Here is a 22,442-nt window from a genome sequence, read left to right as displayed (position 1 = left end):
TATGGTGGACATGACCCTCAGCGGCCCGCGCACCAAGACATCCAGCTACATCGAAGGGCTTCTGATTGTCCTCGGCATTGTCGGACTATTGGCCGCTCCATTCTTCGTCTACCCGGTTTTCCTGATGAAGATGCTGTGCTTCGCGCTTTTTGCCTGCGCATTCAATCTCCTGCTTGGCTACACTGGCCTTCTGTCGTTCGGCCACGCGGCTTTCTTCGGCGGCGCCGCCTATTTCACTGCGAACGCCATCAAGGTTTGGGGCTGGTCTCCCGAAGCCGCCATTGTCATCGGTGTGATCGGCGCAGCCTTGCTCGGCCTTGTCATGGGTTTCTTCGCCATACGCCGGCAGGGCATCTATTTCGCGATGATCACACTGGCGCTATCCCAGATGTTTTTCTTCTTCTGCGTTCAGGCACCCTTTACGGGCGGTGAGGACGGCATCCAGGGCGTTCATCGCGGCATGTTGTTTGGCATGATTGACCTGCATGCACCGCTGAACATGTATTACTTCGTTATGGCGGTTTTCCTCGTAGGCGTGCTTGCAATCTGGCGCATCGTCAATTCTCCCTTCGGCATGATCCTTAGCTCGATAAGGGAAAATGAGGACCGGGCAATCTCGCTTGGATACTCTGTCGCCAACTACAAGCTTGCCGCATTCGTCATGTCGGCGGCATTGGCCGGGCTGGCCGGCTCGCTGAAAGCCATCGTCTTCCAGTTTGCTACGCTGACCGATGTCGCCTGGCAAATGTCGGGCGAGGTCATCTTGATGACCCTGCTTGGCGGTATCGGCACAATGGTTGGCCCGATTGTTGGAGCCGGACTTGTCGTCGGGCTGCAAAACTCACTTGCCACCTCCGACTTTCCAGTCACGATAGCGACCGGCCTCATCTTCATGATATGCGTGCTCATCTTCCGCAGAGGAATTGTCGGCGAACTATATGCATGGGTTTCAGCTCCCGCGAAAAGCAAGACAACCGCACCAGACGATTAAAGCAATCCCGGCAAAACTGCGCAGCGGTGTTCCGCCTGCCTTGATTCAACCCTTGACAAGATCGCCAACAACGCCGAACGCACCTCTTCACCATCAATTGTGATCTGGCGAGCGTATGGACAATCTGTTTTCAACACATCCCGATGGGCAAAATCGCCCCACGAGACCTTGGTCGTGAACCCGCGCCACAATCGTGCCGGAAGCAAGGCCTCGGCAAATGGCAGAAGCCACCAACCGGACGAAGACAGCGCCAAAATTCCGGGTTTGGCCGTACGCAAAGCCGCGGCAAGGTTGCTGGCAGCCGTAATCAATGCCAAGACACCGCTCGATGGCCTGACCGACAACGATCACGGACATCCGCAATATATGGCACTCGATACGCGTGACCGCGCTTTGGTTCGCGCAATTCTGGCAACGGCATTGCGTCACCGCATGACCATTGCCGCTCTGCTGTCGCGCAGGCTGGAAAAGCCTCTGCCAGCAAACGCAACGGTACTTTCCCATATTCTGAACGTCGCAGCCGCCCAGATCCTCTTTCTCGACGTGCCCGACAGCGCCACCGTTGATCTGGCCGTAACCCACGCCAAATCCGATCCGCGAACTGTTCGCTTTTCCGGTCTGGTCAATGCCGTCCTTCGCGCCATTGCGCGCAACAAGGACACCGAATTGGCCGAAGTTCTCACCAAGACCGATGAAGCGCCGAAATGGTTTTCTGAACGCCTCGTGTCCGCCTATGGCCAGCAAACAACCAGAAAAATACTCGACGCACATCGCCACGAAGCGCCCGTCGATATCAGCGTGAAATCCGATCCCGCGCTATGGGCAGAAAAGCTTGGCGGCATCGTATTACCGACCGGTTCCGTGCGCATCGAAAAGCTGGCCGCACCGGTTACCGAATTGCCGGGCTTCACCGAAGGCGCGTGGTGGGTGCAAGATACCGCCGCCAGCATTCCTGCCCGATTGTTTGGCGACATTCGTGGCTTGCGCGTTGCCGATCTCTGCGCTGCTCCCGGCGGCAAGAGTGCCCAGCTTATTGTTGCCGGTGCCAAGGTCACCGCCATCGACTCTTCGAAAAACAGATTGACCCGGCTTGCCCAGAATCTCGACCGGCTGGGTCTGAAGGCCGAGATCGAACAGGCTGACATCCTGAAATTCGAGCCAGCCGAATTCTTCGACGCTGTGCTGCTCGACGCTCCCTGCTCATCGACCGGAACGATACGCCGTCACCCCGATGTCCCTTGGACAAAAACCGTTGCCGACATTGAAAAGCTTGCAAACCTGCAACAACGGCTGCTCGCCTGTGCCATCGCCATGACAAAGCCGGGGGCCGCATCGTCTTTTCCAATTGCTCGCTTGACCCGCTTGAAGGCGAACAACTGCTCACTGCCAGCCTTGCAGCCATAAAGTCAGTTGTCATCGACCCCGTCCTTCCCGGAGATGTTCCCGGCATCGACGAATTCATCACACCCCAGGGGACATTGCGCACCACACCGGCCGGCTTGCAGATGGCAACACCTTCAATATCTGGCCTTGACGGCTTTTTCGCTGCGCGTCTGCACAAGAACTGATCTCGCAACGCCGCCACGGCCACTTCAAGACATGGTGGACATCCTTGAGCGATTGCGAAAATGGCCTTCGCATAAGTTCTTGAATCATATACCATTGTGCCAGATTGGGACTTCAGGAGAGGCATTGGCAAACGCTGCCAGCAACACGACGCGCTTATGGGCGCTCGTCGCAAGGGAGTTTTGGCGCAAGACACGCCGACGCCTGCGCGCCGGGCCAGCCTATCGTTGGCGTTATTCCGGCCGCACACCGGAACGTGTCCTGATTGCGCCGCCAGACCTGCGTCTGGCCGACCCTCAGATTGCGCTTGAAATTTACTATGGGCGCTACCCGCTTTCGGGCCATTTGGTGGAAACGGCAGGCCAATCGCCTTTTCAGATCGAAGTGGCCAATCGCGGCTGGCAACGATCCCTGCACGGCTTTCGATGGCTGCGCCACATGCGCGCCGCCAATACCGAGCTTGCATCGGCCAACGCACGCGCCCTTGTGTCTGACTGGATCGCCATGCATGGCACCAACCTCGCTGGTGTGGCGTGGGAACCCGGCACAACGTCCAAGCGCATCATTGCATGGCTCCAGCACTCTTCCGTGGTTCTCCAGGGCGCGGAATTCCCTTTCTACCGGGCTTTCCTGAAATCGCTGGCCGTCCAGATCCGTTATCTGCGCGCAACTGTACGCGAGATGCCCACCGGCAGGGATCGCCTGCGCGCACGCATTGCTCTTGCCTTCGCTGCACTTTCCCTGCCTGCCCCTCCTTCGGCGTTGCGCACTGCTACCCGCCATCTGGCCGAAGAGCTTGATCACCAGATACTCCCCGACGGCGGCCACGTTTCGCGTAATCCGCTGACCGTTCTGGAAATCCTCGCCGACCTTCTGCCGCTACGCCAGACCTATGCCAATCAGGCAGAGGCCCCGCCAGCGGCATTGATTGGTGCCATCGACCGGATGCTGCCTGCCCTGCGCTTTTTCCGCCATCAAGAGGGCAGCCTGGCACGCTTCAATGGCATGGGCGCCACCATTCCTGACCGCATCGCCGCCATCATGCGCCATGACGATACCGATGGCGCGTCCCTCCTTCATGCGCCGCATTCCGGCTATGAGCGCCTGTCCATGAATGATGTGACGGTGATTGCCGACACAGGCCCGCCACCAGCAATCGACCTCTCCGGGTCAGCACATGCTGGCTGCCTCTCCTTTGAGATGTCGTCGGGCCGCCAGCATTTCATTGTCAATTCAGGTGTCGATACCTATGGCGAAGTGGAGTTTCGGCCATTGGCGCGCGCCACCGCCGCACATTCGACCGCAACGCTGAACGACACCTCGTCCGCGCGCTTCAATCATTCGCCGCGCTTTAGCGAATTCGTGGGTTCGCCCCTCATCGGCGGCCCCAGACACGTCACCTGTCAGCGCAACGACAGTATGGGCATCCAGAATTTCGTCGCCCGCCATGACGGCTACGTGCAGCGCTTCGGTATCCTGCATGAGCGTGAATTGACCCTGTCTGCGCAGGGCAACATTCTTTCTGGCTGCGACCGGTTCATGGCCCCCGGAAACGACCCGGTTCGCAACAACGGGCGTGACTTTGTCGCGATCCGCTTTCACATCTCACCCGACATCGGCCTGTTCAAGGACAGCGATGACCGCCTCGTTCTCACAGCCGCCGGTGCCGACAGTTGGGTCTTCACATCCGAGCAGATCGAACCGGATGTCGAAGAATCCATCTATTTTGCCGGTCTTGGCGGGCCGCGCCGATGCAAGCAGATCGTTTTGTCGTTCAAGGCTTCCGAGGTTTCGGAAATTCACTGGCAACTGACACGCACGGCTATTGCCCGAGACCCGACAGAAGCTGATATTCGACGACAGCAGGGGATGAGCGAGCGCACTGCTTGATTTCCTCCTCTTATATGCTAGAGCAACTCTCGAAAAAATAAGCAGCGATTTTCCGCATATAATTATGTAAAATCAAGCACTTAAATCCGCCTGGCGCTGACATCGAAATGGCTGAACCGCTCCAGAGCCCGCCAAGCCTCGCAACCTCCCGGAGGGCCTTTCATGGCTGTCGCTTCCAAAAACATTCCGGCACCGGATCTCATCTCGGTCAGGCGCGCGTTGCTGTCCGTTTCAGATAAGACCGGACTGGTCGAATTCGCCACCGCACTTGCCCATGCCGGGGTTGAACTCGTTTCCACCGGCGGCACGGCAAAAGCCATTGCCGATGCCGGCATCGCAGTGCGCGACGTCTCGGAACTGACCGGCTTTCCCGAAATCATGGATGGGCGCGTAAAAACGCTCCACCCTTCGGTGCATGGGGCGCTGCTCGGCGTGCGCAACGATCCCGAACACGCAGCCGCCATGCGTCAGCACAAGATCGAACCGATCGATCTTGTCGTCGTCAATCTCTACCCTTTCGAAGAGGTTCGCCAATCCGGCGCCGACTATAGTGCCATTGTCGAAAACATCGACATCGGCGGCCCGGCCATGGTGCGCGCATCGGCCAAGAACCACGCCTATGTCACCATCGTCACCGACCCTGAAGATTATGCACCCGTCCTCAATGCCATGGAACTGAACTTCGGCTCGCTATCGCTGGATTTCCGCAAAATGCTCGCCGCAAAAGCCTTCGCGCGCACCGCAGCCTATGACGCGGCAATCTCCGGCTGGTTTGCAGAAACACTCTCGGTCGAGCACCCCGCATGGCGCGCATTTGGTGGTAAACTTGAAACGGTGATGCGCTACGGCGAAAATCCACATCAATCCGCAGGCTTCTACGTCACTGGCGAAAAGCGGCCCGGCGTCGCCACGGCACGCCAGTTGCAAGGCAAGCAGCTTTCCTACAACAACATCAACGACACCGACGCAGCCTTCGAACTGGTCGGAGAATTTCATCCCGACAAGGCGGCTGCGGTGGCCATCATCAAACATGCAAACCCTTGCGGCGTCGCCCAGGGCGGATCGCTGATAGACGCCTATCTGAAGGCACTGGCCTGCGATCCCGTCTCTGCCTTTGGCGGTATCGTTGCAATGAACCGCCTGCTTGATGGCAAGACAGCCGAAGAGGTCGTCAAGACTTTCACCGAAGTAATCATCGCACCTGAGGCGTCGGCTGAAGCGATCGAAATCATTGCCGCAAAGAAGAACCTTCGCCTGCTTGTAACAGATGGCTTGCCTGATCCACGCGCATCGGGGCTTATCGTCAAATCGGTCGCCGGAGGCTTGCTCGCGCAAAGCCGCGACAATGCCAATGTCGATGACTTCGACCTCAGGATAGTGACCAAACGCGCACCGACACCAGATGAAATGGCCGATCTCAAATTCGCATTCCGTGTCGCAAAGCACGTCAAGTCAAACGCCATTGTCTACGTCAAGGATGGAGCTACCGTCGGCATTGGCGCGGGCCAGATGAGCCGCGTCGACTCCTCCCGCATTGCCGCGCGCAAGGCGCAAGACGCCGCTGACGCGGCCACATTGAGCGAACCATTGACCAAGGGATCTGTCGTCGCCTCGGATGCATTCTTCCCGTTCGCCGACGGCCTTCTTGCTGCGGTGGAAGCCGGCGCGACCGCCGTCATTCAACCGGGCGGATCAATGCGCGACGACGAGGTGATCGCTGCCGCGGACGAACACGGTACCGCAATGGTGTTTACCGGCGTCCGCCACTTTCGGCATTGAAAGCAATTCCAGGAAAACTGTGCAGCGGTTTTCCGTCCGGAATTGCGTAAAAACAAACACTCGAAGTGGTTCACACTTTGGATGACACGCATCAAGGAGCCCCTTAACCCTTCGACTTGTCGGCAGGATAGGGCGTCCCGATCAGGATCCATGCCCCACCGGCGAGGAACAGGATAATCACCGCCATGCCAAGACGCGGCGACCCGCTAAGCGCCGTTACTGTCGCCACCAGAAATGGCGCGGCAAAACTCGTAGCTCGTCCAGCCAGCGCATAGATACCAAAATAACGCCCGGACTCAGCCGCCGTAACGCTGCGCGCCATATAGGAGCGCGACGACGCCTGCACCGGTCCGAAAGCCATGCCGATCAGCAAACCGAAAGCCACATAGGCTTTCTCCGCCGGCGTTCCAAACAATCCACCCGTATCCGCACCCGGCATCAGCCATGCGCCAAACAGCGTATAGCCGGGGCCTGTCGAAACAATCCCCACCGTGGCAATGCCCAGAAGAACCAGAGACACCATCACCAGCGCCTTGGAGCCTATCGCCGTGTCGAGTCGGCTTGCCACGAGGCAACCTAAAATCGCGACGATGTTGAGAATGATCCCGTAAACGCCGATCTCGGTGATCGACCATCCAAACATCGCGGCGGCAAACGCGCCCCCCAATGCCAGCAACGCATTGACGCCGTCCTGATAGATCATCCGCGCAACAAGAAAGCGGAATATCCCCTTGCGCTGGCGCACTTCAAAAATCGTCGCTTTCAGGCTTTGCAGGCCTTCGCGTACTGCCGGTCCAATCGCCATGCCACGCACACTGTCGGGCGTGAATAAAAACATCGGCAGGATGAAGATCAAATACCACAATGCCGACAATGGCCCGGTGGCGCGCGCATCCTCTCCCAGCTTTGGATCAAGACCGAATAGCGGATTAACGCCAATGATCGTTTTGCCCGTTTCCGGCGACCCCGCCATAAGCGCGACGACAAAGATCAGCACGATCATGCCGCCGAGATAGCCAAGCCCCCACGCCAGATTGGAAACCTTGCCGATCTCCTCCTTCGGCACCAGTCTTGGCATCATGGAATCATTGAACACGGTCGAAAATTCAGCCGCAACAGAGGCCAGCGAGAAACACAGGACGACAAGGAAAAGATTGGAGCCCGGTGCCGCGAGCCAGAGCAGGGAAAGACTGACGATCTGGATGACCGCAAAAATGCGATCCATGGTTTGCGTGGACCGGTCTGGTCGGCAATCGAGCCAAGCACCGGCGACAATATGGCGATGACAAAGCCAGCCGCCGCAATACCATAACCCCACGCGGCTTGCCCGATGGCCGGGTCGCTTGCCATGCGCGCCACGAAATACGGACCAAATATAAAGGTCGTAACGACCGTGAAGAAGGGTTGCGCCGCCCAGTCGAACAGCATCCAGCCCCAGATGCCACGCCCCGACGCGCGCGGCACTTCAATTTCGGCCATCACATCCCCCGCAAGTGCTCGATCAGAATCGCAATTGCGCTGACTTTAGAACAATCTCAGAAAAAATGTGCAGCGGTTTTCCTGGTGTTTCTCTCGAGCATCGAACCGAAAAGTGGTTGCCAGTTTTCGGTCCGATACTCAATCAAAGTTATAATGCGTCATTTGTGCGTAGCGCGAACCTCTCTGAAACGACCATTCATTCGGTTCGCGAAGGCAAGTCTCGCAACTACAGCGTTGGCCCGGTCAGGTCACTCATCAACCCGGATGCCACCGAAAGGCGCGACACGGTAATCTCCCCCTCCGTCAGAGCCTGAAGCCGCTCGCGGATACGCCCAACGCGCTCCCCGCCAGCTTCGAGCCATGCCGCGACCGGATCGGAAGCCGATGCGTGAGCGGTCAACGAAGCCACGGCGATATCGCGCCGTGCTGCAGAAATCGCATCGCTGGCCCGCGCCAAGGCAAGCTGGTCGTAATAATCCGACGGCATGATTGCGAGCGCAGCATCTTCCACACGCGGGATTCGGAACGCATCGCTGACGGCAAAAAATGCCTTGGCCGCAACGATGAGATCAGCATCCGCCAGACTGGCCGTCATGGCAATATCGGGAATCAGCTCGCCAAGATCGACCAACGCCAGTCGTTCGGCCAGCTTCTCGCTCGCACCACCCTTGAATAACCCGTGCTGGCGCGCCTCGACACGTTCGCGCGAAAAGGCGGGCAACAGCGAAACCAGTTTCGGCTCCAATGCCTTGCGTGCCGCTCGCAACCCCGCAATCCGCTGGCCGAGCGGTGCCGTTCCCGTATCGTTTTTCAGATACCATCCGCAAGCCCCGAAAATCAGCCTGCTCACTGCCTGATAAAGGTCGAGTTGCACTTGACCGTCAATCTCGTTGTCGAGTGCATCGATCTCGCGATAGAGCGACGGCAGGTCAAAGCCATCGCGTATCAACGCAAAGCTGCGCACCACTTCAGCCGCCGTGCAGCCCGTGGATTCACGCAACCGGCTGACAAAGGACGGGCCGCCCCGATTGACCAGATCATTGGCGATGACGCGTGCGATGATTTCGCGGCGCAACCGATGCCCGTGGATTTCCGCCGTGTATTTCTTCGCCATACGAACAGGGAAATACCCCATCAGGTCGCTATCGAAATGCGGATCGTCAGGAACATCCGATGCAACGATATCGGAGAAAAGCACGATCTTGGCATAAGCCAGCAGCACGCCGAGTTCTGCCCTGGTCAGCGGTTCGCCCCGTGTCTCACGCTCGGAAAGGCCAAGCGGTGACGGCAGCGTCTCGACTGCACGATCAAGCAGGCCGCGGCCTTCAAGCACGGAAATGAACCGGCTTTGGTGCGCAAGATCGGCCAGCCCGCGCTTGCGGGCCAGCGACAATGCCAGCGTTTGCTCATAATTGTTGGTCAGCACAAGTTCGCTGACCTCACCTGTCATCTCGGCGAGAAACTTGTTGCGCGCCGGACGTGTAAGCGAACCCTTGCGCATTGCCGAAGCCAGCGCGATCTTGATATTGACCTCGACGTCGGAGCAGTTCACCCCGCCCGAATTGTCGATCGCATCGGAATTGCAGGCACCGCCCTTCAAACCGAATTCGATGCGTGCGCGCTGCGTCATGCCAAGATTGGCACCCTCGCCGATCACTTTGGCGCGCACATCCGATGCCGTTATTCGGATCGCGTCATTGGCGCGGTCGCCAACATCCTGATTGGCTTCGCCTGAGCCACGCAGATAAGTGCCGATGCCGCCGAACCATAACAGATCGACAGGTGCCGACAGGATTGCCCGCATGATTTCCGTCGGTGTCGCAACGCTCTTGTCGATACCGATAGCGGCAGCGGCGGCCGGTGACAGCGTGATCGATTTCTGGCTGCGCGAAATGATCATGCCGCCTTGCGAAAGCTTTGTCTTGTCGTAGTCCTGCCAGCTTGATCTTGGCAGGTCGAACAGACGCTGACGCTCGACAAAGGACGCCTCTGCATCCGGTTCAGGGTCGATGAAAATATCGCGATGGTCGAATGCCGCGACAAGATGCGTCTCGCGCGAACACAGCATACCATTGCCGAACACGTCGCCCGACATATCGCCGACACCCACCGTTGTGAACGGCATCGTCTGGATATCGCGATTCATCTCCCGGAAATGGCGCTTGACCGCCTCCCAACCACCCTTGGCGGTGATCCCCATCTTCTTGTGATCGTAACCGGCCGAGCCACCGCTGGCGAATGCATCATCGAGCCAGAAATCGTGCTTCTCGCTGATTGCATTGGCCGTATCAGAAAACGTCGCCGTCCCCTTGTCGGCCGCAACGACGAAATAGGGATCGTCCGGGTCATGGCGCACCACATCATCGGGGTGAACGACATGATCGATGTCGATATTGTCGGTGATCGACAAAAGGCTCGACACAAAGTTCATATACGCATCGCGCCCGGCCTCGAAGACTTCATCGCGGCTACCACCCACTGGCAGCTTCTTGGGAAAGAACCCGCCCTTCGCCCCAACCGGCACGATGACCGCATTCTTCACCTGCTGCGCCTTGACGAGACCCAGCACCTCGGTGCGGTAGTCCTGCGCCCGATCTGACCAGCGCAATCCTCCGCGCGCAACAGGGCCGAAACGCAGGTGAACACCTTCCACCTGCGAGCCATAAACGAAGATTTCACGCCACGGCTTTGGCGCGGGCAGACCTTCAATGGCCCGCGAATCAAGCTTGATCGCCAGTGATTGACCCCGGTCTGCCTTACCCTTGACGAAGTGATTGGTGCGCAGCGACGCCTCGATCAAATTGAGATAGCGACGGATGATGGTGTCATCGTCGATATTGGGAACTTCCTCCAGCGCATCCTTGATCTTGGCCTTCAGATGCTTTGCCGTGACCGCCCCCTCGGCCTGCGAAGCAGGATCGAACCAGGCGACGAACAAGGCATGCAGGCCGCGCGCTATATCGGGGTAGCGATTGAGAACCGCGGCAATGAAATCCTGGCTTTGCGGAATACCGGCCTGTTGCAGATATCGCCCATAGGCGCGCAATACCAGGATTTCCCGCGACCACAGTCCCGCAGTCTGGGCTAGCCCATTGTAGCTGTCATTGTCGATCTCGCCACTCCAGACGGACAGGAAAGCGTCCTCGAATAACGCGCCGCCATCGTCAAGGTCGATCTGACGGCCAAAGGCGTTCTCAAGCTCCATGTCGTGAACGAAGACCTTCTCGGACTGCTCGCCGACCTCGAAGGTGCGTTCGCTGATAACACGAAAGCCAATGTTTTCCAGCACCGGCACGCGTCGTGACAGCGCCACGGGATCGCCATGATGATAGATCTTCAGCGATGCCTGTTCAGGCGCCTGGCTGGCATCGCGGTAATAGTCGATGGCGATCGGATTTTCATTCGTGATGGTTGCAATGCGCCCCGCATCGACCAGCGCCACCGCCGGCGAAAAACTGTTGCGATAGCTTTCGGGAAACTGAGCCGCGATACTGGCAAGCGACGTGTCCGATCCGGATTCAGCCGCAGCTTCGCGCAGCGCATCTTCCCATGTCCGCACGATGGCGCGAATGGCCGCCTCGATTGTCGCCTGCTCGACCTTCGGTGTCTTGCCCCCGGACCGGCCGATGACGAAATGAACACGGGCAAGGCCGCCTTCGGGAAATGCGGGATAATATGCCGACAAACGCCCGTCGAACACATTCTTGAGGTAAGCGCCAACCTTTTCGCGCACCTCGCTGTCATAGCGATCGCGCGGCACGAAGACCAGAATGGAGACGAAGCGATCGAACTGATCGACGCGCACCAATGCGCGCACGCGCGGGCGGTCGATGAGCCCAAGAATGGCTTCGGCATGTTTCCTCAAGATAGGTATCGGAACCTGGAAGAGTTCGTCGCGCGGATAGCTTTCCAACACATTGATCAACGCCTTGCCGGAGTGATCATGCGGATTGAAACCGGATTTGGTGATGATCGTTTCCACCTTCGAGCGCAGGTAAGGTATCTTCATCACCGAGCGCGTGTAGGCCGTCGAGGTAAACATGCCAACGATGCGCAGTTCACCTAGCAGAACGCCCTTCGCGGTATAGGTCTTGATCCCGATATAATCGAGATAGATGCGCCGGTGCACCGACGACTTGGCATTGGCCTTGGTAACGATCAGCGGTTCCGGTCCATGCAGAAATGCACGGATTTCGGGTGTCGTCGTCACCGCCTCGGTGCCACGGCGCAGCACCAGAACATCCGGGTCGGTCAAGATGCCAAGACCGATCTTGTTGGAAAGCTCAAGCGAGCCACTCGTCTCGCCACCGCTATATTTGTACTCGCGCATGCCAAGAAACGTAAAATTGTCATCGCGCAGCCATTCAAGAAAGGCGATTGCTTCTGCAACATGGCCCTTGTCGAGCGGCACCGGCGCATAGCGAAACTCGGAAATCGCCTGATCAAGACGCGCCAGCATCGGCTTCCAGTCGTTGACGGCAGAGCGAACCTGCAACACGATCTTCTTGAGCCGCTCGGTCAATCCCTTTGCCTGGTCTTGAGACAGCCGCCCTATATGGACATGAACGACGCTGAGCCGATCAAAATCCTTGTCGCCTTTGGCAAAGCTGCCATCGCCGAGAATTTCTTCGACGCCGTTCTTTCCATGTCTGACCGCAATGACGGGATGCGTAACCAGCATGGGCTCGCCACCGCTCTCGGAAATTTCGCCGAGAATTGAATCGAACAGAAATGGCATGTTGTCATTGACGACTGTGATCACGCTCACCGGCCGCTCCTGTCGGGACACGCCGGAGTCAGCCTCTATGGCAATGACACATTCACCCCTTTTGTGGCCCGCCACGGCCTTCGCAGCCAATGCCGCAGCACGCTCCATGTCGGCTGCATCATAGGCTGAGATGTCTTCGCTTGGTGCTCTTGCAAGAAGATAATCAGCAAGCTTGCCTGATGTTTGAACCTTTTTCGCCACGCCTGATTTGGCAATCGGCTTCTTCAGCTTGCTTGCCGACTTCTGTTTGACCATGATGTAAAATGCTCCTCTCGCCACATGCACGTGCAACTATCGTATCAGATGATCGACTTTTGGCGACAAAGGTTTGACGATACATAAAGAAAATAATTCCGAAGCCACAAGCAGGCTCATCGCACCCCGCAAATAAGAAGTGATCCCAATGACAGGCAAAACGACAGCACTCGATCTCACCCCCGCCGAATTGAGCGACACCACCAAAGCCTATTTCGAAAAATGTGAGGAAAAGCTTGGCATGGTGCCCAATGTGCTTCTTGCCTATGCGTTCGATGAGAAGAAGTTGCGTGCATTCACCGACAGTTACAATGACCTGATGTTGGGCGAGTCGGGTCTGTCCAAACTCGAACGCGAAATGATCGCGGTTGTCGTGTCCTCGATCAACCATTGCTTCTACTGCCTGAGCGCCCATGGCGCGGCGGTGCGCCAGCTTTCAGGCGATCCGCTTCTCGGCGAAATGATGGTGATGAACTTTCGCGCCGCAGCACTTTCCGAGCGTCAAAGCGCCATGCTTGAATTTGCGGTAAAGCTTACCGAAGAACCGGCAAAAATCGTCGAACAGGATCGCCAGACCTTGCGTGATGCCGGTTTTAGCGACCGCGACATCTGGGATATTGCTTCAACCACGGCGTTCTTCAATATGTCCAACCGCGTCGCCGCTGCCGTCGATATGCGCCCGAACAATGAATATCACGCAATGGCGCGCTGAATTCCCGAGCTTGGCGAACTCATATTAGCTGCTTCGCATTTTCATTGCGCAATTGCCTGTTTCATTCGATGATCAAGACGCGGCGTGCCCGCAATCCGGTTCAACGCTGCTGATTAAAGGAGGAGAGCATGGCAAGATTTCTCTACATATATCACGGCTCCGGCAAGATGCCGGAAACCGAAGCCGAACAAAAGGAAGTCATGAAAGCCTGGACTGACTGGTTCGGTGGCCTCGGCTCCGCCGTGGTCGATGGTGGCAATCCGGTTGGCATGTCGAAAACCGTGTTGTCTGGTGGGCGTACCGAAAACAATGGCGGTGCCAACCCGACCAGCGGCTATTCCATCATCGAGGCTGCAGATATTGACGATGCCGCCGAAAAGGCCAAGGGATGCCCTATGTTGGCGGCGCCCAATTGCAGTGTCGAGATCGCACCGATCATCAACATGGGTTGAACGCAAGGCGTCTGGAAACTCAGGCAAACGGATGTCGGTTCAGTCAGGATCGGCATCCGCTCATGAACCCAGCCCTGGTTTTGCAGCGGTATATGGGCTGCTTCGCCAACCCACTATGAGGATTCTAATGCACAGCAGCCTAAGGTCGTGCTGCGATTAATGCAGCAGCACCGGCCATTGTCGTGGCACTGATCCGATTGGCAATTCTCATCGCCAGTTTGCTCTTCAACAGCCTGCGCGCCTGCGCCGCAGCCAGTACCCATGTCAAGTCGATGGCAATCAGCACGATGGCCATGGTCAGTGTCAGTTCAAGCCAGCCAACGACGGTGACCGAAGTGAGGTCGATTATGGTCGGAAGCAGCGCCAGATAAAACATCATGATCTTGGGATTGCCGAGCGTGACTGCCATACCGGCAAAAAACAGCTTCATTGGCGATTTATCGCTGGGTAGTTCTTCTTCGCGCGCCTCGACAGGTGCCGTCCACATTTTCCAAGCCAGATATGCCAGATAGGCAACGCCGATCCATTTGACGACGACAAAAGCCAAATGAAAGGTCTGGGCCACAACCGCGAGCCCGAATACGGCGAAAGACAACCAGATGCCCTCGCCAATCCACATGGCCGCGAGGAAAGGCAGAACATCGCGAAAGCCCTTGGAGATTACCCGCGAAACCAGTGCCGCAATCGACGGACCGGGCGAGCCTGCGGCAACGAATAGCGCCGCAGCAAAGATAAGCAGAGAGGTGATATGCATTCGCGGCTCCACAACCAGTCCATCCGCCAATTATAGCTCGATGTCAGGCTCCGTGAAAATACACCAGCTTGAAAGCGACAAGCAAACGGGGGTGGCTACGCCGCTCCCGCCACCTTTGCCGATTTTTCAAAACGCTTGCGCTCATTGGGGTCGAGATAAAGCTTGCGCAGGCGAATGGTTTTCGGCGTCACTTCCACCAGTTCGTCATCCTGAATCCAGGCCAGCGCCCGCTCCAGCGTCATGCGGATCGGCGGCGTCAGCTTCACTGCCTCATCTTTACCGGCGGCACGCACATTGGTCAGTTTCTTGCCCTTCAACACGTTCACTTCGAGATCGTTGTCGCGCGAGTGAATGCCGATGATCATGCCCTGATAGACCTTGACGCCGGGATCGATGACCATCGGGCCGCGATCCTCAAGGTTCCACATGGCATAAGCAACTGACTCGCCCTGCTCATTGGAGATCAGCACACCATTTGTGCGCCCCGCAAGATCGCCCTTATATGGCTGATAAGAATGGAACAGCCGGTTCATCACGGCAGTGCCGCGCGTATCGGTCAGCAATTCCGACTGATAGCCGATCAGCCCGCGCGTCGGTGCATGGAACACCAGCCGCTGACGGTCCCCGCCCGATGGACGAAGTTCAACCATTTCCGCCTTTCGCTCGGACATTTTCTGCACGACGATGCCCGCATGTTCTTCGTCAACGTCGACGACGACTTCTTCAACCGGCTCAAGCAACTGCCCGCTCTCGTCCTTCTGCATGACGACACGCGGCCGCGACACGGCAAGTTCGAAACCTTCGCGGCGCATCGTTTCGATGAGGACGGCAAGCTGCAACTCGCCGCGGCCCGAAACGTAAAACGAATCCTTGTCCGTGGATTCCTCGATTTTCAGCGCAACATTGCCTTCGGCCTCCTTCAACAGGCGGTCGCGAATGACACGGCTTGTCACCTTGTCACCTTCGGTACCGGCCAGCGGGGAATCATTGACGATGAAGCTCATCGTCACGGTCGGCGGATCGATCGGCTGGGCTTCGAGCGGCTCGCTGACTGACGGATCGCAAAACGTATCGGCAACCGTGCCCTTCGACAGGCCCGCAATGGCAACGATGTCGCCAGCCTGTGCCTCATCGATTGGCTGGCGCTCAAGACCACGGAAGGCGAGAATCTTGGAAACGCGCCCGGTTTCGATCAAGGAGCCATCATGGTGGAGAACCTTGACCGCCTGATTGGCCTTGAGTGCGCCTGATTCAATACGTCCGGTAACAATGCGCCCGAGAAACGGATTGGCCTCCAGAATAGTGCCGATCATACGAAACGGTCCGGGATGCACGGTTGGCGTCGGCACATGCTTGAGAACAAGATCGAACAGCGGTGCCAGGCCCTGATCTTTTGGGCCTTCGGGATTTTCCGAAACCCATCCGTCGCGGCCTGAGCCGTAGAGAATTGGAAAATCGAGCTGTTCGTCGGTGGCATCCAGCGCCGCGAAAAGGTCGAACACCTCGTTGACCACTTCGACGTGGCGCGCGTCCGGCCGGTCGATCTTGTTAATGACAACGATCGGGCGCAAGCCAACCTTCAACGCCTTGCCAACGACGAACTTTGTCTGCGGCATCGGGCCTTCGGCGGCATCGACCAGAACAATGGCGGAATCGACCATGGAGAGGATGCGCTCGACCTCACCGCCGAAATCGGCATGGCCTGGTGTATCGACAATATTGATACGCGTTTCTTTCCAATCGACCGAAGTTGCCTTGGCCAGAATGGTGATGCCGCGTTCCTTCTCGAGATCGTTGGAATCCATGGCGCGTTCCGCAACGCGTTGGTTTTCTCGAAATGAGCCGGATTGGCGCAAGAGCTGATCGACAAGTGTGGTCTTGCCATGGTCGACGTGCGCGATGATCGCGATGTTACGAAGGTTCATATGAGTCTCTGGAATATCTGCGGCAGCGGGCCAAAACTCGAAAATCAGGCGCTACCTTCTTCGGTTGCGCGGCTCATACAGGTTTTTTCGCATTTGCGAAAGGGGACGCGACGAGTCAAATGGATAGTCACTGATTCTTAAGAGCTTGATGCGACAAGATTCCGTTAACCAAGGGCGGAGCCTTTCGCACGATGAACAATTGGTATTGCAAATTGTCGAATAAACTTTCCGGGCGCGCAGGTCTTTGCATTGGTGCCGCCGCTTTGACCATCATATTTGCTGCGGGCGCTGCCAATTCGATGGTCAGCAGCAGCGGTTCTGTTCAAGATGAGATGCGTATGGCCTCAAGCGCGGAGCAGCTTTTTGCCGATGCGCCTGACGGCGTCGATCCCATGGTGACCGGTCCGGTCAGTGCTTCTTTGAAGAAAAGACAGGCTGAAAACGGATGTTTCGATGCAAAATGGCCGAATATTCCGCTAAATTGCTATCCAAACTGACCCGTTTTTCGCGGTTTTGCCGCCAAATTTCACCGAAATAACGACGAATCGACCAAAATTTCTAAGCCAATTGCGCGTCTTTTTCGAATGACGGACGACTGGTATCGATCAGAAGCGCGACGCAGGCGGCCGCAATGGCGGTCATCCCGGCAATCATGAAAGCCAGTTCGTAATTGCCCTGGATTTCGCGCATGATACCGCCGAAATAAGCGGCACTGGCCGCCCCGACCTGATGTCCGGCAACGATCCAGCCAAAAACAATCGGCCCGCTATTGTCGCCAAAGGCTTCGTTGGACAATCTCAACGTCGGCGGAACCGTTGCAATCCAGTCGAGCCCGTAAAGCACAGCAAAAACAATCAGGCTGGTTGCCGAAAAGCCCGAATAAGGCAGGTAGATGAGCGACAATCCGCGAATTGCATAATAGATGCCGAGCAGCTTGCGCGGGTCGAAACGGTCAGTCAGCCAGCCCGATAGCGTTGTTCCGATCAGGTCGAAAACACCCATCATCGAAAGCAGGCCCGCCGCCTGAATTTCGTTAATGCCCATATCGCCGCAATAAGCGATGAGATGCGTGCCGATCAGGCCGTTGGTGGTGAAGCCGCAGATAAAAAAGGTCGCGAAAAGATACCAGAAGACACGCGTTCCGGCAGCCCGTTTCAGTGTACGTAATGTATCGGCCAGAAAATTGCCCTGCGCAGCAGGCGGACGCGGCGCAACATCGTCAGCATCGGCACCATAGCGCACCTGCGAGATCGACGCGGGACGTTCCGGCACCAGGAAATAGACGAGCGGCAACAGGCAGGCGCTGGCAACCGAGACAGCGATAACCACCGGTTTCCAGCCGCCCGACTGGGCAAGTGCTGCAAGAATTGGCAGGAATACCAGCATTCCCGTGGCGCTGGATGCTGACATCAGCCCCATCATCAAGCCACGATTGGTCTTGAACCAGCGGTTGACAACAGTTGCCCCGAGAACGGTGGCCACCGCACCGGAGCCTGTGCCGGACAGCACGCCCCAGGTGACCACCATTTGCCAGGGCTGGCTCATCAACAGGCTGAGCGCGGTCGAACCCGACATGAGCGCCAGGGCCGCAATCAACGTCATGCGCAAACCGATGCGCTCCATCAACGCCGCCGCAAACGGCCCCGCAAGCCCGTAAAGGAAGATGCCGACCGCAGCGGCGAAAGAGATGGAATCCCGTCCCCAGCCGAGGCTGTCTTCGAGCGGCAACATCATGACCGCAGGCGCAGAGCGAAGGCCGGCCGCAATGAGCAGGCACAGGAAAATTACGCCGACAATCACGAACGCATAGCGCTGGCCAAAGGGAGCGGATCGAGTTATCATGTTACTGATCGGTACGTGTCATCATATGAACCTCATACGTACCGAGCGGTAACATTGTCAAGCGAAGCCAGGAATGACATCCACCAAAAATATTGAACTGAAGATCAGCACCGACAAAACACCGCGTGCCGCAGAAAGGATCCTGCGCGTTGCACGCGACCTTTTCTACCGTCAAGGCATCAGGGCGATCGGCGTCGACGAGATTGTCAGGACCGCAGGCGTCACCAAGCCAAGCCTTTATCGCAGCTTCTCATCAAAGGATGAACTCGCAGCCACCTATTTGCGCCAATATGACGGTGAATTCTGGGGCCGGTTCAATGAGGCGGTAGCGGCCCATCCAGACGATCCACGCGCTCAGATTCTGGCATTCTTGACCCGCGTGGGAAAACGCACGCAAAAACCCGGCTACCGGGGCTGCGGCATGACCAATGCAGTCGTGGAATACCCTGAAAGCGACCACCCGGCGCGCACGGTAAGCGAGGAAAACAAGAAAGAACTGCGCCGCCGCCTTCGCGCGATGGCAAAAACCATGGGTGCCAATGATCCCGACACGCTGGGCGACGGGCTGCTACTCCTGATCGAGGGTGCCTACATCTCGGGGCAATTGTTCGGCACGGGCGGCCCTGCCCGGTCGGTGGCAAGAAACGCCGAACTGCTGATCGAGGCAAGCATCAATCAGACATGAAAGCCAGCTAAACCAGACCGCGCTTGACCATCATTGCCGCTGGCGAAGGCATCTTGCCACGAAAGGCCGTATAGAGTTTTTCAGGGTCCCTGGAACCACCGGCAGCATAGATATTGGTCTTGAGTTTCTCCGCGAGCGCCGGATTGAACGGATCGCCGCTTGCCTCGAAGGCTGAAAAAGCGTCGGCATCCAGCACTTCCGACCACATGTAGGAATAATAACCGGCCGAATAGCCGTCACCCGCAAAGACATGGCCGAAATGGGGCGTGCGATGACGCATGGCAATCGTGTCCGGCATTTGCAGAGCTGCAAGCGTTTCGGATTCGAAACGAAGCGGGCTTTCCGGCGCGTCGGATCGTGCATGATAGGCCATGTCGACAAGCGCGGATGCGGTGAACTCAACCGTGGCAAAGCCAGCGCCGAAGGTTTGCGCGGCCAGCATCTTGTCCAGCAATGCCTTGGGCATCGGCTCACTGGTCTGGTAGTGCAGCGCATGTTTTCCCAAAACCTCGGGAACCGTCAGCCAATGCTCATAAAGCTGTGAGGGAAGCTCGACAAAGTCGCGACTGACGGACGTGCCCGAAACGCTCGGCCATGTCACCTCGCTCAGCATTCCATGCAGCGCGTGGCCGAATTCATGGAACAGGGTCTTCGCTTCGTCCATCGAAAGCAACGCCGGCTCGCCCACTGATGGTTTGGCAAAATTCATGATGTTGTAGATGATGGGCTTGGCGCCATGACCCAGCTTGTAGCCTGATTGCAGGGAACTCATCCATGCACCGGAGCGCTTCGAGGCTCGGGTAAAATAGTCGGCGAGGAACAGGCCGCGCTCAGTTCCGACACCATTGCGGACAACGAAAACCCGCGCATCGGGGTGCCAGACGGCGATGTCTTTTGTTTCCTCAAATTGCAGCCCGAAAAGGCGCGTTGCGACATCGAAACAGGCCTCGATAATGCGATCAAGCTGGAGATAGGGCTTGAGCTGGGCCTCGTCGAAGGCAAATTTCTCGGCCCGCAGCTTTTCCTGATAAAAGCGCCAGTCCCATGTGGAAAATGTCTCGTTGCTGCCGGCAGATGTCGCCAGCCTCTCCAGTTCTTTCTGGTCGCTTGCCGCTTTTTCCAGCGCCTTTTGCCAGACAGGATCGAGCAATTCATGCACGGCCTTCGGTGTCTTGGCCATGGTATCGTCCAGCTTGAGCGCCGCATATGACGAATAGCCAAGCAGATTGGCTTTTTCCGCCCGCAGCTTAAGCATAGTGCGCACAACCTGCGTGTTGTCGTGCGCGCCGCCATTTTGACCGCGCATGGTGAAGGCGCGCCAGGCCAGTTCGCGCAAATCGCGCCGTTCGGAAAACGTTGTGAAAGGCTCATAAATCGAACGTGACAAGGTAACCGCATAGCGGCCTTTGTGACCGCGTGTTTCGGCAGCTTCAGCCATCGCACTCTTGACGAAATCAGGAAGACCGGCAAGATCTGGTTCGTCGAGAAGGAGCGACCAGCCACTTTCGTCGGCAAGCACATTTTGTCCAAATGACGTGCCAAGTGATGACAATTCTTCATTGATCGCGGCAAGCCTTTTTTGCCGTCGGCATCGAGTTTCGCACCCGAGCGCACGAAGCCCTTCCAGGTCTTTTCCAATACCCGCAATGTCTCGGCATCGAGGTCAAGCTTGGCGCTGCCTTGGTAGAGCGCATCTATGCGGGCAAACAGATTGGCGTTCATGGAAATGGACGAAAAATGCCGCGACATCTTTGGCGAAATCTCGCGCTCAAGCGCCTGAATTGCCTCATTGGTATGCGCACCAGCCCGACACCAGAAGATCGAGGAGACCCGGTCAAGCGCCTCGCCTGACAGTTCGAGAGCGGCAAGCGTGTTGTCGATGCTTGGCTCCACCGGATTATCGGCAATCGCCGCAATCTCGATCTCATGCTGGCTGAGTGCGGCATCGAATACCGGGGCAAAATCGCCATCGCCGATGCGGGAAAAATCAGGCAACCCGAGCGGGCCATCCCACGCTGTCAGGGCTTGCGCGGCAAGATCGACTGTCTTTGCAGATGACATGAAAACTCTTTCGCTGATCGGGGACGGTCAAAACGATGATCCTCGTCCGATGTAGGACGCACCACGACCGGGTGCAACCATCGGCAGCGTTTCAATAGCTATCGCAATTTTCCGCGATAACCGTCTGCGTATTGACCGAAATGTGATTGTCGCTCACCGCGAAGATTTCGCGCATGAGCAGATCGTTGGTCGTAAAATGATAACAGGCGAGAACAGTCGTCACATCACCATCCGTTTTCTCGACCTTGTGGCGGATCGAAGCCCCTTTCACCGCCTCCTCCCATTCGTCCATCGAGGCAATGAACTCGGTCCTGGTTTGCTCGATACCAAGATCCGACAATTCGATGCGGGCATCACTCGACAAAAGGTTTGAAAGCTCAGCGCGATCTACCTTCAACAAGGCTGCATACCAGCGGTCTATGACGCCATCATCAGCACGAGCCGAAAAAACGCCCACCGTCAGGAATATTGCCAAGGCAATAGAACTGAGAAGGGCGCGCACCATCAATCTGCCGCCGAAACCACGGGCTCCGCCACTTCAACGCCAATATCCGGCTTCTCGAAATCGCCGGTGTCCTTGTTCATCACCCAAAGCTCGCCGGTCGAGATATCGAACCAGGCTCCATGCAAACTCAGTTTACCCTTGCCTTCCAGAATGCTGACGCAAGGAAATGTCCTGAGATTTGCCAGAGAATAACGGATCGAAATGCGTTCCAGCGCCGTCTGGCGTTCACCTGACGTCATCAATGTACTCGAGGCCACCGTATCTGCTGCCGGTGCGATAAGGCTCATCCACTTGCCGATAAAATCACCGGGCGAAAGTGGGGCGTTACCCGTGCTCAATGCTGCACGAATACCGCCACAACGACCGTGGCCCATCACCACGATGTTCTTGACCTTCAGGCTCTGGATGGCGAATTCCAGCGCAGCCGACGTGGAGTGAAACTCTCCGTCGGGTTCGCAAGGCGGCACCAGATTGCCAACATTGCGCAATACGAACAGTTCGCCCGGACCTGCATCGAAAATCGTTTCAGGAGCGGAGCGCGAATCGCAACAGGCGATAATCATCGTTTCCGGCGACTGGCCTTCGCGTGCGAGCGAAGTGTAGCGACCGCTTTCGGTTGCATAGCGACCGCTCATGAAGTGGCGATAGCCGGCGAGGAGATGTTCTGGGAGGTGGCTCATGGTTGGCAGCATTGCCTTTCCGGTTTGGATGGCGACAGCTTGGACTGTGTCAACAAGCCTGTAGCGGGAAAACACCCCACCGATCAATGAAGAAGTGA

13 protein-coding genes and 3 pseudogenes are annotated in these 22,442 nt (G+C 57.2%); 8 read left to right on the top strand and 8 right to left on the bottom strand.

Annotated elements, in window-relative coordinates; genetic code table 11:
* Position 1 precedes the first annotated feature (1 nt).
* The 4 genes and pseudogenes from AC0L7S_RS10535 (at position 2) to purH (ending at position 6,226) form a co-directional block, all read left to right on the top strand.
* Positions 2–991 carry a branched-chain amino acid ABC transporter permease gene (locus AC0L7S_RS10535; RefSeq protein WP_473470825.1) on the top strand — a complete coding sequence of 330 codons (990 nt, stop codon included), beginning with the start codon at positions 2–4 and terminating at the stop codon, positions 989–991.
* Between the two features lie 168 nt (positions 992–1,159).
* A pseudogene (locus AC0L7S_RS10530) lies at positions 1,160–2,559 on the top strand (RsmB/NOP family class I SAM-dependent RNA methyltransferase).
* Between the two features lie 124 nt (positions 2,560–2,683).
* Positions 2,684–4,447 carry a heparinase II/III family protein gene (locus tag AC0L7S_RS10525; protein WP_473470824.1) on the top strand — a complete coding sequence of 588 codons (1,764 nt, stop codon included), beginning with the start codon at positions 2,684–2,686 and terminating at the stop codon, positions 4,445–4,447.
* Between the two features lie 162 nt (positions 4,448–4,609).
* Positions 4,610–6,226 carry a bifunctional phosphoribosylaminoimidazolecarboxamide formyltransferase/IMP cyclohydrolase gene (gene purH / locus AC0L7S_RS10520; RefSeq protein ID WP_473470823.1) on the top strand — a complete coding sequence of 539 codons (1,617 nt, stop codon included), beginning with the start codon at positions 4,610–4,612 and terminating at the stop codon, positions 6,224–6,226.
* Positions 6,227–6,329: 103 nt separating this feature from the next.
* Here the strand turns inward: purH and AC0L7S_RS10515 are convergent.
* Both AC0L7S_RS10515 and AC0L7S_RS10510 read right to left on the bottom strand, forming a co-directional pair.
* A pseudogene (locus AC0L7S_RS10515) lies at positions 6,330–7,705 on the bottom strand (MFS transporter).
* 226 nt (positions 7,706–7,931) lie between these two features.
* Positions 7,932–12,728, bottom strand: coding sequence for an NAD-glutamate dehydrogenase (locus AC0L7S_RS10510; protein WP_473470822.1), 4,797 nt, complete (start codon positions 12,726–12,728; stop codon positions 7,932–7,934).
* Positions 12,729–12,876: 148 nt separating this feature from the next.
* Between AC0L7S_RS10510 and AC0L7S_RS10505 the strand changes: the two genes are divergently transcribed.
* Together AC0L7S_RS10505 and AC0L7S_RS10500 are read left to right on the top strand one after the other, a co-directional pair.
* Entirely contained in the window at positions 12,877–13,440 is a 564-nt protein-coding gene (locus AC0L7S_RS10505; RefSeq protein WP_473470821.1) for a peroxidase-related enzyme, read from the top strand.
* 128 nt (positions 13,441–13,568) lie between these two features.
* Positions 13,569–13,892: a YciI family protein gene (locus AC0L7S_RS10500; RefSeq protein WP_473470820.1), complete on the top strand. Its 324-nt coding sequence runs from the start codon at positions 13,569–13,571 to the stop codon at positions 13,890–13,892.
* A 139-nt stretch (positions 13,893–14,031) separates the two neighbouring features.
* On the opposite strand, the gene AC0L7S_RS10495 is transcribed toward AC0L7S_RS10500, so the two are convergent.
* Together AC0L7S_RS10495 and typA are read right to left on the bottom strand one after the other, a co-directional pair.
* Positions 14,032–14,646, bottom strand: a complete 615-nt coding sequence (locus tag AC0L7S_RS10495) for a LysE family translocator (RefSeq protein ID WP_473470819.1) — start codon at positions 14,644–14,646, stop codon at positions 14,032–14,034.
* A 95-nt stretch (positions 14,647–14,741) separates the two neighbouring features.
* Positions 14,742–16,571: a translational GTPase TypA gene (typA, locus tag AC0L7S_RS10490; RefSeq protein ID WP_473470817.1), complete on the bottom strand. Its 1,830-nt coding sequence runs from the start codon at positions 16,569–16,571 to the stop codon at positions 14,742–14,744.
* A gap of 191 nt (positions 16,572–16,762) precedes the next feature.
* Between typA and AC0L7S_RS10485 the strand changes: the two genes are divergently transcribed.
* Positions 16,763–17,068 carry a hypothetical protein gene (locus tag AC0L7S_RS10485; RefSeq protein WP_473470815.1) on the top strand — a complete coding sequence of 102 codons (306 nt, stop codon included), beginning with the start codon at positions 16,763–16,765 and terminating at the stop codon, positions 17,066–17,068.
* Positions 17,069–17,129: 61 nt separating this feature from the next.
* On the opposite strand, the gene AC0L7S_RS10480 is transcribed toward AC0L7S_RS10485, so the two are convergent.
* Complete coding sequence (locus tag AC0L7S_RS10480) at positions 17,130–18,413, bottom strand: MFS transporter (RefSeq protein WP_473470814.1); 1,284 nt, start codon at positions 18,411–18,413, stop codon at positions 17,130–17,132.
* 73 nt (positions 18,414–18,486) lie between these two features.
* Here AC0L7S_RS10480 and AC0L7S_RS10475 point away from each other — a divergent pair, with 73 nt between their 5' ends.
* On the top strand, positions 18,487–19,098 hold the full coding sequence (locus tag AC0L7S_RS10475) for a TetR/AcrR family transcriptional regulator (protein WP_473470812.1): 612 nt from the start codon (positions 18,487–18,489) through the stop codon (positions 19,096–19,098).
* 7 nt (positions 19,099–19,105) lie between these two features.
* On the opposite strand, the pseudogene AC0L7S_RS10470 reads toward AC0L7S_RS10475, so the two are convergent.
* From AC0L7S_RS10470 to AC0L7S_RS10460, 3 genes and pseudogenes are all read right to left on the bottom strand, one after another.
* Positions 19,106–21,159, bottom strand: a pseudogene (locus AC0L7S_RS10470) (M3 family metallopeptidase).
* A 91-nt stretch (positions 21,160–21,250) separates the two neighbouring features.
* Positions 21,251–21,664: a nuclear transport factor 2 family protein gene (locus tag AC0L7S_RS10465; protein ID WP_473470811.1), complete on the bottom strand. Its 414-nt coding sequence runs from the start codon at positions 21,662–21,664 to the stop codon at positions 21,251–21,253.
* Entirely contained in the window at positions 21,664–22,344 is a 681-nt protein-coding gene (locus tag AC0L7S_RS10460; RefSeq protein WP_473470809.1) for a carbonic anhydrase, read from the bottom strand. Before AC0L7S_RS10460 ends, AC0L7S_RS10465 begins: the two co-directional genes overlap by 1 nt.
* Positions 22,345–22,442 lie beyond the last annotated feature (98 nt).

It is taken from the genome of Mesorhizobium sp. G2-6-1, assembly GCF_055809095.1.
Note: the sequence above shows the minus strand (reverse complement) of the source record. Positions and strands in the feature narration are given on the sequence as shown.